At 60.9% G+C, this 12,941-nt stretch carries 13 protein-coding genes; 6 read left to right on the forward strand and 7 right to left on the reverse strand.

All coding sequences use genetic code 11. The annotated features are described in order from the left end of the window. Positions 1–64: 64 nt before the first annotated feature. Complete coding sequence (locus AC1DVH_RS19225; protein WP_008026071.1) at positions 65–730, reverse strand: fumarylacetoacetate hydrolase family protein; 666 nt, start codon at positions 728–730, stop codon at positions 65–67. A gap of 39 nt (positions 731–769) precedes the next feature. Next, a complete protein-coding gene (locus tag AC1DVH_RS19230) occupies positions 770–2,164 on the reverse strand; it encodes an FAD-binding oxidoreductase (protein WP_033052123.1) in 1,395 nt (464 codons plus the stop codon). Positions 2,165–2,370: 206 nt separating this feature from the next. On the opposite strand from AC1DVH_RS19230, the gene serA reads away from it, so the two are divergent. Continuing rightward, entirely contained in the window at positions 2,371–3,600 is a 1,230-nt protein-coding gene (gene serA, locus AC1DVH_RS19235) for a phosphoglycerate dehydrogenase (protein WP_056854035.1), read from the forward strand. Positions 3,601–3,661: 61 nt separating this feature from the next. On the opposite strand, the gene AC1DVH_RS19240 is transcribed toward serA, so the two are convergent. Next, positions 3,662–4,087 (reverse strand): DUF4399 domain-containing protein, encoded by a 426-nt coding sequence (locus tag AC1DVH_RS19240; protein ID WP_477755142.1) that lies wholly within the window; start codon positions 4,085–4,087, stop codon positions 3,662–3,664. Between the two features lie 135 nt (positions 4,088–4,222). On the opposite strand from AC1DVH_RS19240, the gene AC1DVH_RS19245 reads away from it, so the two are divergent. Beyond that, positions 4,223–4,813 carry a transporter substrate-binding domain-containing protein gene (locus AC1DVH_RS19245; RefSeq protein WP_477755143.1) on the forward strand — a complete coding sequence of 197 codons (591 nt, stop codon included), beginning with the start codon at positions 4,223–4,225 and terminating at the stop codon, positions 4,811–4,813. Positions 4,814–4,935: 122 nt separating this feature from the next. Here AC1DVH_RS19245 and AC1DVH_RS19250 read toward each other — a convergent pair whose 3' ends face one another. Both AC1DVH_RS19250 and AC1DVH_RS19255 read right to left on the reverse strand, forming a co-directional pair. Further along, a complete protein-coding gene (locus tag AC1DVH_RS19250) occupies positions 4,936–5,421 on the reverse strand; it encodes a 2-thiouracil desulfurase family protein (protein ID WP_477755144.1) in 486 nt (161 codons plus the stop codon). Positions 5,422–5,423: 2 nt separating this feature from the next. Next, on the reverse strand, positions 5,424–6,056 hold the full coding sequence (locus tag AC1DVH_RS19255; RefSeq protein ID WP_150757513.1) for a 2OG-Fe(II) oxygenase: 633 nt from the start codon (positions 6,054–6,056) through the stop codon (positions 5,424–5,426). A gap of 108 nt (positions 6,057–6,164) precedes the next feature. Between AC1DVH_RS19255 and AC1DVH_RS19260 the strand changes: the two genes are divergently transcribed. Further along, a complete protein-coding gene (locus tag AC1DVH_RS19260; protein ID WP_477755145.1) occupies positions 6,165–6,917 on the forward strand; it encodes a DUF2059 domain-containing protein in 753 nt (250 codons plus the stop codon). Positions 6,918–7,060: 143 nt separating this feature from the next. On the opposite strand, the gene bipL is transcribed toward AC1DVH_RS19260, so the two are convergent. After that, entirely contained in the window at positions 7,061–8,008 is a 948-nt protein-coding gene (bipL, locus tag AC1DVH_RS19265) for a phospholipase BipL (RefSeq protein ID WP_477755146.1), read from the reverse strand. A 96-nt stretch (positions 8,009–8,104) separates the two neighbouring features. Between bipL and AC1DVH_RS19270 the strand changes: the two genes are divergently transcribed. Next, positions 8,105–8,686, forward strand: a complete 582-nt coding sequence (locus AC1DVH_RS19270; protein WP_477755147.1) for a DUF6436 domain-containing protein — start codon at positions 8,105–8,107, stop codon at positions 8,684–8,686. Positions 8,687–8,789: 103 nt separating this feature from the next. Continuing rightward, positions 8,790–11,189, forward strand: coding sequence for a penicillin acylase family protein (locus AC1DVH_RS19275; RefSeq protein ID WP_477755148.1), 2,400 nt, complete (start codon positions 8,790–8,792; stop codon positions 11,187–11,189). 144 nt (positions 11,190–11,333) lie between these two features. On the opposite strand, the gene AC1DVH_RS19280 is transcribed toward AC1DVH_RS19275, so the two are convergent. Further along, complete coding sequence (locus tag AC1DVH_RS19280) at positions 11,334–12,299, reverse strand: GlxA family transcriptional regulator (RefSeq protein ID WP_477755149.1); 966 nt, start codon at positions 12,297–12,299, stop codon at positions 11,334–11,336. Between the two features lie 305 nt (positions 12,300–12,604). Here AC1DVH_RS19280 and AC1DVH_RS19285 point away from each other — a divergent pair. Continuing rightward, the coding region (locus AC1DVH_RS19285; protein ID WP_477755150.1) for an HD domain-containing protein at positions 12,605–12,941 on the forward strand (337 nt) is incomplete at its 3' end.

A 12,941-nucleotide genomic window follows, 5' to 3' on the forward strand; every position in this document is an offset into this window, starting at 1 on the left:
TCTGCTGACTGACGCGGCCTCATCGCGAGCAAGCTCGCTCCCACAGGGTTTGGCGGTGTCTGGACTAGCGAACGCTGCTGGTGAAACTGCTGGCGCCCGGCAACTCCAGAACGATCTCATCACCGACATTCAGCGGACCGACGCCCACTGGTGTGCCAGTCAGAATCACATCACCGGCCTGCAACGAGAAGCAGCCGGCCATGTGCTGGATCATCGGCACGATCGGGTTGAGCATGGCGCTGCTGTTACCGTCCTGGCGTACTTCGCCGTTGATGGTCAGGCGGATGCCGATGTCGGTCAGGTCGGCAAACGTGCTGCCGGACACGAACGGGGCAATCACTGCCGCGCCGTCGAAGGACTTGGCGATTTCCCAGGGCAGGCCCTTGGATTTCAGCTCGGCCTGCTTGTCGCGCAGGGTCAGGTCCAGGGCCGGGGCGAAACCGGAGATGGCGTCGAGCACTTCTTCACGGCTCGGTTTGGTCGACAACGGCTTGCCGATCAAGACCGCGATTTCCGCTTCGTAATGCACCGAACCACGCTCGGTCGGAATGCTGAAACCACCTTCCAGCGGCACCACACAACTGCCCGGCTTGATGAACAGCAGTGGCTCGGTCGGCACCGGGTTATCCAGTTCCTTGGCGTGTTCGGCGTAGTTACGGCCGATGCACACCACTTTCCCCAGCGGGAAATGAATACGCGTACCGTCGACATACTGGTGCTGATAGCTCATTACCGACTCCTGCCTTCATGGATGCTTAAGGATTGCAGATCAAACCGCGAAGATCTTGCCCGGGTTCATGATGCCGTTCGGGTCGAACACTGCCTTGACCGCTTTCATGTACTCGATCTCGACCGGGGAGCGGCTGTAGGTCAGGTAGTCACGCTTGGTCATGCCCACGCCATGCTCGGCGGAAATCGAACCGTTGTACTTCTCGACGGTTTCGAACACCCACTTGTTGACGGTGGCGCACTTGGCGAAGAACTCGTCCTTGCTCAGGTTATCCGGCTTGAGGATGTTCAAGTGCAGGTTGCCGTCGCCGATGTGGCCGAACCAGACGATTTCGAAGTCCGGGTAGTGTTCGCCGACGATCGCGTCGATTTCCTTCAGGAACGCCGGGACTTTCGACACGGTGACCGAGATGTCGTTCTTGTACGGCGTCCAGTGGGAAATGGTTTCGGAGATGTATTCGCGCAGTTTCCACAGGTTTTGCAGCTGGGTTTCACTCTGGCTCATCACGCCGTCCAGTACCCAGCCCTGCTCGACGCAATGCTCGAAGGTTTCGAGGGCGTGGTTGGCCACTTCTTCGGTGGTCGCTTCGAATTCCAGCAGCGCGTAGAACGGGCAGTCGGATTCGAACGGCGCCGGGACATCGCCACGGGCCATGACTTTGGCCAGGGCCTTGTCGGAGAAGAATTCGAAGGCGGTCAGGTCAAGCTTGCTCTGGAAGGCGTGCAGCACCGGCATGATCGAGTCGAAATCGGCGGTACCGAGGACCATCGCGGTGAGGTTTTTCGGGGCGCGATCCAGGCGCATGGTCGCTTCGACGACGAAACCGAGGGTGCCTTCGGCGCCGATGAACAGCTGACGCATATCGTAGCCGGTAGCGTTCTTGATCAGGTCGCGGTTCAGTTCCAGCACGTCGCCCTTGCCGGTGACGACTTTCATGCCAGCGACCCAGTTACGGGTCATGCCGTAGCGAATCACCTTGATCCCGCCGGCATTGGTGCCGATATTGCCGCCAATCTGGCTCGAACCTGCCGAAGCGAAGTCCACCGGGTAGTACAAGCCCTTTTCTTCAGCCACGTTCTGCAGGTGCTCGGTGACCACGCCCGGCTGACAAACGGCCGTGCGGTCAGTGAGGTTCACGTCGAGGATCTGGTTCATGTAGTCGAACGACACGACCACTTCGCCATTGGCCGCCACGGCAGCGGCGGACAAGCCGGTACGACCGCCGGATGGCACCAGCGCCACCTTGTGTTTATTGGCCCAAAGGACAATGGCCTGGACCTGCTCGGTGGTCTTGGGGAACACGATGGCGGTCGGAGCGGGGGCGAAATGCTTGGTCCAATCCTTTCCGTAAGCATTCAGGGAGTCGGCATCGGTCAGCACCTTGCCAGGCTCAACCAGGGTCTTCAGCTCTTCAATCAGGGCAGGATTGGTCATCGACAGAACTCTCGAACAATTCATGGTCATCCTGAGAACGCTTCACGTCGCAGGAATGAGTGTTTAGCGGGGTGCATATGCTAGCATACCGACCCCGCAGGATAGTGCCCAAGGGCTGTTCTGCGGTGACGGCTTTCCTGCCGTGCGGGTCAGCTCCGGGCTGCTCCCTTTCCTGCCATTTTTCTCCGGGATACAGGTTTACGCAGATGAGCAAGACTTCTCTCGATAAGAGCAAGATCAAGTTCCTTCTTCTCGAAGGCGTCCACCAATCGGCTGTCGACGTCCTCAAGGCGGCGGGCTACACCAGCATCGAGTACCTCACTGGTTCTCTGCCTGAAGCCCAGCTCAAGGAAAAGATCGCTGATGCTCACTTCATCGGCATTCGCTCCCGCACTCAACTGACCGAAGAGATCTTCGATCACGCGAAGAAGCTCGTGGCCGTAGGGTGTTTCTGCATCGGCACCAACCAGGTCGACCTGGACGCTGCCCGCGAACGCGGCATCGCGGTGTTCAACGCACCGTACTCCAACACCCGTTCCGTAGCGGAGCTGGTGCTGGCCGAAGCAATCCTGCTGTTGCGCGGCATCCCTGAGAAGAACGCTTCCTGCCACCGTGGCGGCTGGATCAAGAGCGCGGCCAACTCCTTCGAGATCCGTGGCAAGAAGCTGGGCATCGTCGGTTACGGTTCGATCGGTACTCAACTGTCGGTCCTGGCGGAAGGCCTGGGCATGCAGGTGTACTTCTACGACACCATCACCAAGCTGCCATTGGGTAACGCGACTCAAGTAGGCAACCTGCACGAACTACTGGCGATGTCCGACATCGTTTCGCTGCACGTACCGGAAACCGCCGCTACCCAGTGGATGATGGGCGAGAAAGAAATCCGCGCTATCAAGAAAGGCGGCATCCTGATCAACGCCGCCCGCGGCACCGTGGTCGAACTGGACCACCTGGCTGCTGCCATCAAGGACAAGCACCTGATCGGCGCAGCCATCGACGTATTCCCGGTGGAGCCACGCTCCAACGACGAAGAGTTCGAAAGCCCGCTGCGTGGCCTGGACAACGTGATCCTGACCCCGCACATCGGTGGCTCCACTGCTGAAGCTCAGGCCAACATCGGTCTGGAAGTGGCGGAAAAACTGGTCAAGTACAGCGACAACGGTACTTCGGTATCGTCCGTGAACTTCCCGGAAGTGGCCCTGCCGGCTCACCCTGGCAAGCACCGCCTGCTGCACATCCACGAGAACATCCCGGGTGTGATGAGCGARATCAACAAGGTCTTCGCCGAAAACGGCATCAACATCTCCGGTCAGTTCCTGCAGACCAACGAGAAGGTCGGCTATGTGGTAATCGACGTCGACGCCGAATACTCGGACCTGGCGCAAGAGAAGCTGCAACACGTCAACGGCACCATCCGTAGCCGCGTGCTGTTCTAAAGAACAGCGGCGAGCTTGCATGTAATAAAAAGGGAGCCCCTGCGAAGGGGGCTCCCTTTTTTTATTTCACATTGACGGTGATTTTCTTGGAAACGATCGGCGGCTCGAACGGCATATGGTTGCTATCGCCCAGTTCAAGCTGCAAGGTGTGTTTGCCCGGCGTGAGCGTTATTTCAGCCTGGGTCTGCGCACCGCCGAAATGCAGGTGGTTGGCATCCTTGGGGATCGGCGCACCGGCGGCTGGCAGCTCATCGACGTCGATCAGCACATGGTGATGACCGGTGTTCTTGGTGGTATCGCCCGCCGGTGCCAGGGCAATGTTCTCGACCGCGAACTTGACGACAACTGTCTGTGGAATCGTCGCACCGTCCGTGGGAGAAACAATGGACACTTCGGCGCCTTTCGGAGCCGGCGTGGCAGCACTGGCCAGCACCGAAACACCCATCAACAGGCCAGCCAAAGCAGCACGTGACATAAAGGTTTTCATTCTCTTCTCCAGTTTTTCCATAAAATTCGCGTGGCCATGACAACTTCATGGCCATTCGTTGTCGAAGGCACTCGACAACCATAGCAAAGCGAGCCTGAATCAGAGGGTCCGCGATAAAAATTCAAAGGAGTGACCATGCGCTTTCTGCCTGGCCTGATCTGCCTGCTACCCCTTTTGAGCCCTTTGGCTCACGCCGAACTGATAGATGACGTCAACGACCGGGGCGAATTGCGCATTGCCGTTGAAGCCAACACTCCCCCATTCAACTTCAAGGATGACGACAAGCTCACCGGTTTCGAAGTCGAGCTGGGCCAACTGCTGGCAAGTGAGCTCGATGTCCGGGCCGACTTTGTCGTCACCGACGGCAGCGATCTGCTGACCGGCGTCGAAAGCGGCAAATATGACATCGCCATCAACCACATAGCAGCGACCCCGGATCTCCAGGATCGTTTCGACTTCAGCGAGCCCTACATTCAAACCCATGCGCAATTGATCGCGCAGAAAGAAGAGCCGCGCTCCATTCTGCTGGTGCAGTCGCTGACAGAAGAGAAGCCCAAAACCAACCCGGCCGTAAACCTGGCGATTCCGTTTCAGAAGGGTAATCCGGCGTTCCATGCCAGCCTGGAAAACGCATTGCAGCGGATCAAGGATGACGGGCGACTGCAAGCGCTGGAGCAGAAGTGGTTGGGGGCGGACGCCGGTGTGGTGCCCAAGCTGCAGAACTGAAGTAAATGCAGAACCTGTGGGAGCGAGCTTGCTCGCGATGGCGGCCTGACATTCAACATCAATGCTGACTGTTATGACCCCATCGCGAGCAAGCTCGCTCCCACAGGGTTTTGTGTCGGTTGTCAGTTCAGCATTGCCAATGCCTGAGCCGCTTCAGCCAGCTCCAGCTCACTGAACACCTGCACCCCGTGGCGCTTGAGTAGCGCCGCTGTCACGCCCTCGCCACTGACCTTCACGCCGCTGAACGTCCCGTCATAGGTCAGCAGATTGCCGCAGGACGGGCTGTTGGCCTTGAGGACTGCGATGCGGATGCCATGCTTTTGTACCAGCTCCAGCGCCTGATACGCCCCCGACAGAAACTGCGCACTGACGTCCTCGCCCTCGGTAGTGATCACCAACGCCTGGCCGTCGAGAACTTGCGCGCCCTGCCCGCCTGGAATTTCCGCTGCCGGCCGTGGCGTTGGCAAGCCACCGGCGACCTCTGGGCACAATGGCACGACCCGACCTTCATCCAGCCACTGCTGGAGCTGATCGAACGGCCCGCYGGCCCCGCCGTCGTAACGGACGCGGTGACCCAATAGGCAGCGGCTGACGAGAATTTTCTGCATGATCAAAACGGCTCGTTGCCGCGCCGGCGGAACCAGCCGGTCAGCGACAGGCGATCCCGGGTCGCGGGCAGGACTTCGTGGGGAACCTCTCCGGAGAGAAACACCACCAGGCAGCCGCCAATAGGTTGCACGTCGTGGACGCGATCATTGTCGAGGTACATGCGCAACTGGCCGCCGTGTTCGGGAAGCCAGGCGTCATTGAGGTAAACCACCGCCGAAACCATGCGCCGGTCGTCATCGCGAAAGCGGTCGACGTGCTTCAGGTAGAACGCCCCGGGCGGGTACATCGCAAAATGGCTTTCGAAATCCTCCAGGCCGAGAAACAGACCGCGATTGATCGCCTCCCGCAGGCTGTCCATCAAACTCAGGTAGCTGTCGCAAGCCTCGGCCTGGCCGGGGTCGATCCACTGGATATGGTCGCCACGAATCCCTTCGCGGATCTCCGATGACGGCCCACGGCCCACAGCGGCCGGAGCCAGCTCACCCTCGGCAGCACGTTTGCGACACTCGCCCGCCAGCGCTCGGGTCAGATCCAGAGGCAGGAAAATATTCTGCTGCGACCAGCCGTGCTCGGCCAGGTCATCGACGATTCGTAACAGCAGCGGGTGATCAGAGGATATTTGCATGCCGCGCATAGTATTCCTGTGCCCGAAAATCCGACAGAGCCGCGCAGCGGGTTGATACGAATTCTCGACAAGTACGGATGCCGCACGGAGAATAGTCGCCTGCTGACTGGAGTCCCTATGCGCCGTTTGCTTTTATCACTGTTGCTGTTCTGCGTCTTGCCCGCCTGGGCAGACGGCCACGACCAGTTGTACAAGGTCGCCGGCTGGCCGGAACAACGCGCGCATTTCAACGACGCCCTCTCGGCTGCTCAGCAACGCTACCAGGGCAGCCTGCCTCCGGCGGTGTTTCAGGCACTGGTCAATAACAGCAATCAGCGTTTTTCCGCCAAAGCGGTGGACCAGCGTGCCGAAGCGCAATTGCGCAAGAACCTCGCCAACCCCAAACCCGCGCTGACGTTTTTCCAATCGCCCTTGGGCAAGAAAATCGTCGCCGCCGAGCTGTTGGCGACCCGTCGCGACCAACTGGCGAAAAACGCCAAGGGCCTGCCGAAGATGCAGGCCAGCGACAGCCGCCTGCTGATCATCGGCCACTTGGCACAATCCCTGCCCGCACGCGAGGCCGGCGCGGAAGTCAGCCTGGCGATTGCCGGTGTTGCCGCCGACAGCTTGAGTTCGATGATCCCGGGGTTGCTCGGTGCCGGCCAGGCCCAGGGCATGCTCAACGGCCAGCGCCAGCGCCTGATGGACCAGATCGGCAGCGACCTCAACAACACACTGCTGTATGTCTATCGCGACCTGTCGGACGACGAGCTGGAAGAGTTCGCGACCTTTGCCGAATCTTCGGAAGGCCAGGCTTATTATCAGGCGGCGCTGGCGGCGATTCGGGCGGGGTTGGCGGTGGGGCAGAGCAATTCGAACCTGACCCAGTGATCTTCGGCACCTGACAGATCGCTATCGTCGGAACGCCGCCCGGAGCAAGCTCGCTCCCACAGGTTCTGTGCTGATCACACAGTTGCGGGCTTACACCGCCCCCTGTGGGAGCGAGCTTGCTCGCGATGAGTCCGGAACTGGCGCTAAGGATTCCGACCCTTGATCCGCCTGGTCAAAAACCCGAAATACTCCTGCCGCATCACCAGCGTTTCATTCGCCAGATGATGCCGTGCCTCGGGCAGCATCAGCACCTGCGGCCGATCAAACTTGCCCCGCAACACTTCCAGGTTGTGCTCCCAATCCACCGTCATATCGGCTTGCCCCTGCACGATCAACGGCCGGCGGGTACTCATGGGGGCGGCCTCGATGCGTTTGATCCAGCGCGCCAATGCACCCACCCAGGCCGTCGGCAGGCGAAGCGGCTGCAACGGATCTGCTTGCAGGAACGGCAAAAACGCCGGGTCGTTGGAGTTCTCGCTGAAACGCCGGGCGATGGCTTTAACGAAAGGCTTGAGCAGGTAGTAACTCAGTTGCGACCAACCCCACGCCCGCGGCCGCACCAGCGGCGACAGCAGAATCACCTGACCCTGCGCCGGGCTGTTCGCCCCCGCATTCAACACATGATCAATCACGATCGCCCCGCCGGTACTCTGCCCGCACAGGTGCCACGGTTGCGGCAAGTCGAGGGATTGCGCCTCGCCGAACAACCCTTGCAACGCGTCCTGATACTCGGCGAAATCCTTGATGCTCGCCCGTTCGCCACTGGACAGGCCGTGCCCCGGCAAGTCGCAGGCAATCACCGCAAAGCCCTGGTCCAGCGCCCACTCGATCACATGCCGGTAGAGCCCGGTGTGATCGTAGAAACCGTGGATGACAAACAGCGTCGCCTTGGCTCGCTCGGGCCACCAGAACTGGCTGACCAGCTCATAACCATCGACCTCGAACCGCCCAAGGCCACTGCGCACCTGACGCTGCGCAAAATCCAGCCCGTAGAATCGCCGGTAAGCCTGCGCCTGTGCTGACAACGGCTGCCCGGCTGCCAGAGGCAGCAAGCTGGCGCGTAGAAGATCAGGGTCGAAAGTAGCCGGCATGGACGATTCCAGAACGTGAAACGGACTTTATAGGCCTGCGATATTCTTCTGTCGCGGCAAGCATGGCAAGCTAGCCGACCTTCGAGGACTGAACCGATGCACTCGCCCTTTCGCGCCGCCCTGTTTGCCTGCCTGCTCGCCGTGGTGTGTGCCGGCGTGTTGTGGGCGGCCTACGACTGGTTCCAGGGGCGTTACCTGCGCACGTTCAGCGAGCACACCGCGATGTTTTCGGGTGATCCGCTACGCCTTCCCGAATCCCTCGCCGGCCCTGGCGCCATCCGCCTGGTGCATTTCTGGGACCCGGCCTGCCCGTGCAATGTCGGCAATCAACAACACCTGACCGAACTGGTCGAGCGCTATGTACCCCATGGCGTGGAATTCTATGTCGTGCAAAAACCCGGAAGCCACGGCCAGTTGCCGGGCACCTTGAGCAGCCTCAAATCCATCGACATCCTGCCCGGTTCCGAACAGATCCCCGCCAGCCCGGCCGTGGCGATCTGGGATCGCAGCGGCAAACTGGCGTACTTCGGCCCGTACAGCGAAGGCCTGACCTGTAATTCGAGCAACAGTTTTATCGAACCCATCCTGCAAGCGCTGGATGAAGGCCGTGCGGTGAGTGCCACGCACACACTGGCCGTGGGGTGTTATTGCCCGTGGCCTGTCGATCCCGCGAAATAGGGAAAAACGCGCCAATACGAATCCCTCCTACGGGCGATGCGCCATATCGGCGCGCCGTGTTACACAGTGGCGCCAGGAATCACAATAACAACAAGGAGTCGCCATGAAACGTAGCCTGACCGCTCTCGCTCTGTTGACCGTCGTGCTGGCCGCCGGGGCCGGCGGATACCTCTACAGCAAGCAGCCGTCACGCCAGGGCATGGTGGAACTGCAACACCTGCAAGGCTCGGTCACCGTGCGCTACGACGAGCGCGGTGTCCCGCACATCCGCGCCGACAACGAAACCGACCTGTACCGCGCCCTCGGCTACGTCCATGCCCAGGACCGCCTGTTCCAGATGGAAGTCCTGCGTCGCCTGGCCCGTGGCGAACTGGCTGAAGTGCTCGGGCCGAAACTGCTCGACACCGACAAACTGATGCGCAGCCTGCGCATTCGCGAACGCGCCGAAACCTACTTCGCGAACCTCGACAAACAGTCGCCCTCCTTCATCGCCATGCAAGCTTATCTGGACGGCATCAACCAGTATCAGGACAGCCACGCAAAACCCGTGGAGTTCGATGTGCTGGGCATTCCAAAACGCCCATTCACGGCCCAGGACACCATCAGCATCGCCGGCTACATGGCCTACAGTTTTGCTGCCGCATTTCGTACCGAACCCTTGCTGACATTCGTGCGCGATCAACTGGGGCCCGAATACTTGAACATCTTCGATCTCGACTGGCAGCCCAAGGGCGTGCTCAACGGGACCGGCACCACCTTGGCCAGCGCCGACTGGAAAGACCTCAACGCCCTCGCCCGCCTGAGCGAACAGGCCCTGGCTGACAGCGGCCTGCCACAGTTCGAGGGCAGCAACGCCTGGGTCGTCGCGGGCAGCCGGACCCAAAGCGGCAAGCCGCTGCTGGCGGGTGATCCGCATATCCGTTTTTCCGCGCCGTCGGTGTGGTACGAAGCGCAGCTCTCGGCGCCGGGCTTTGAACTCTACGGCCACTATCAGGCCTTGATGCCGTTCGCCTCCCTGGGCATGAACCACGACTTCGGCTGGAGCATCACCATGTTCCAGAACGATGACCTCGACCTGATCGCCGAGAAGGTCAACCCGGACAACCCCAATCAGGTCTGGTATCGCGGCAAGTGGGTGGACATGACGACCAGCGAGCAGCAAATCGCGGTCAAGGGCCAGGCACCGGTGACGCAGGTGCTGCGCCAGTCGCCCCACGGTCCGATCGTCAACGATGCCTTGGGCAACGGCGTCGGCAAGACACCGATTGCCATGTGGTGGGCGTTTCTCGAAAGCCAGAATCCGATCCTGGAGGGTTTCTACCAGCTCAATCGCGCCGACACCCTGGCCAAGGCCCGTGGTGCCGCGGCAAAAATCCAGGCCCCGGGCCTGAACGTTGTCTGGGCCAATGCCAAGGGTGACATCGGCTGGTGGGCGGCGGCGCAATTGCCTAAACGTCCGGCGGGCGTACGCCCGTGGTTCATCCTCGACGGCAGCACTGCCGAGGCGGACAAGGATGGCTTCTACCCGTTCACGGCCAACCCCCAGGAAGAAAACCCGGCGCGGGGCTACATCGTCTCGGCCAACTTCCAGCCGGTGTCGCCGACCGGCATGGAGATTCCCGGCTACTACAACCTTGCCGATCGCGGTCAGCAACTCAATCGCCAGCTCAGCGAAAAGGCCGTCAAATGGGACCTGGAAAACAGCCAGCTGCTGCAACTGGGCACCACCACCGCCTACGGCCCGCGCCTGTTGGCACCGCTGTTGCCGGTGTTGCGCGAAGTGGTGAGCGATCCCGCCGAACTCAAACTGGTGGAGCAACTGGCCCAGTGGAAAGGCGATTACCCGCTCGACTCCACCAGCGCCACGCTGTTCAACCAGTTCCTGTTCAACCTGGCTGACGCGACGATGCACGATGAGCTGGGCAACGACTTCTTCGAGACGCTGCTCTCGACCCGGGTGATCGACGCCGCGTTGCCCCGCCTGACCGCCAGCGCCGATTCGCCGTGGTGGGACAACCGCGGCACACCCGGCAAGGAAACCCGTGTCGACACGGTCAAGGCAGCCTGGCAAGCCAGCATCGCGCACCTCAAGACCACCCTCGGTGCAGACTCCGCGCAATGGCAGTGGGGCAAGGCGCACACATTGACCCATGGCCATCCGCTGGGGCAGCAGAAGCCGCTGGACCTGTTCTTCAATATCGGCCCCTTCGCCGCACCCGGCACCCATGAAGTACCGAACAACCTCTCGGCGAAGATCGGCCCGGCTCCGTGGCCTGTCACCTACGGCCCTTCGACCCGGCGCCTGATCGACTTCGCCGACCCGGCCCACAGCCTGACCGTCAACCCGGTCGGCCAGAGCGGCGTACTGTTCGACAGTCACTATGATGATCAGGCCGAGGCCTACGTCGAGGGGATGTACTTCCAGGCGCATCTCAATGACGAAGAAGTCACGGCCAATACCCGCAGCACCTTGAAGCTGTTGCCGGCGCGGGCTGCGCCATAGATTTTTGCTGGCCGGGCTGGCCACATCGCGAGCAGGCTCGCTCCCACAGGTTTTCTGGTGTTCACAAAGTTTGTGTTCAACACAGATCCCTGTGGGAGCGAGCYTGCTCGCGATGGGGCCCTGAAAGGCACCCACAAAATCAGCTCAAACCATCGCCGCAAAGTTCAATCTGAACTGCTGAGGCGTCACCCCCAATCTACGATTGAACACACTGCGCATGTGCTGGGCATCGCGAAAGCCGCATTGATAGGCCACAGTCTTGAGCGGCGCGCGGGTGCTTTCGAGCATCACCCGCGCCGCATCGACCCGTGCCCGCTCGACGAACTCGGCCGGGGTGATTTTCGCTTCCCTGGCGAACACCCGGGAGAAGTTGCGTGCGCTCATATTGGCGGCATTGGCCAGGTCGGCGATGGTCAAATCTCCCGTCAGGTTGGCCAGCACGTAATGCTGGACCATCGCCACCGCCGAAGTCGGTTCGGCGTGGGGCGTAAGGAACGGGCTGAATTGCGATTGCCCACCCGAACGCTGGGTGAACACCACCAGCCGCTTGGCGACATTCAGCGCCACTTCCGGCCCGTGATCCCGGCCCAGCAGGTACAGGGACAGATCGATGCCCGCAGTGACCCCGGCCGAGGTGAACAGCTCCCCGTCCTCTACGTAAAGGCGATCCGCTTCAACCCGGGTCGACGGGCACAACATTGCCAGCGCCGACGCATCATTCCAGTGGGTAGTGACCGTGCGCTCTTCCAGCAACCCCGCCCGAGCGAGCATAAACGCTCCATTGCAGATCGAGCCGAAGCGCTTGGCCCGCGCACAGGCATCGCGCAACCAGCCATCGAATGCCACACCGAAATCCATGAACGGCAACTGCGGCCCCCCGGCCACCAGCAACAGGTCATACGCCTCCAGCGCTTCGCTGAAATGCCGATGGGCATTGAGCGCCAAACCGTTGGAGCACGCCATCATTCCGTGCTCGACGCCGATCACTTCCAGCCGGTAGTGATCCTGCGGGGCGAGGAAACGATTGGCCTCGGAAAACACATCCATGGGGCCAGTGATATCCAGCGACTGGACACCGGCGAACACCACGATGGCAACGGTTTTACTCATGGTTCGAAGCGCCTCTCATGCTACTGATTGCAACGCTCACCTGTAGAAGTGAGCCTGCTCGCGATGGACATCAACGATGACGGGGGCTACCTGGATGTACGCGGCGCCCTCACGTGCATCGCGAGCAGGCTCRCTYCTACAGGGTCTGCATGCACCCTAGCCAATCCAGGTCCAACAAGCGAGGTTGGCGCGATATGCACGCTCATTGGCCGGGATCGCAGCCATGGATCGATTGTCCGGTTTTGGGGCCCGGAACAGACTGAATCCCTCAGCGCCACCAGGGCGTTCACGACGAGGAATACTCCATGAGCACCACCATCGCCGGCATCAGGATCCCGGACAGCGCACTGGCCAAGGCCACCACCGAATACATCCGTGACATCGAATCGGACCTGCTCTACCACCACTCGCGCCGGGTCTTCCTGTTCGGTGCACTGAGCGGTGAGCGCAAGCAACTGGCCTACAACCCGGAGTTACTGTACGTCGGCTCGATGTTCCATGACCTGGGCCTGGTGCAAGGTCATCGCAGCGACAACGAGCGCTTCGAAGTCGACGGTGCCAATGCGGCAGCCGCATTTCTCAAGCCTTACGGATTGAGCGATGACGACATCGAACAGGTCTGGCTATCGATTGCCCTGCACA

Source organism: Pseudomonas sp. P4_C3, from assembly GCF_056402075.1.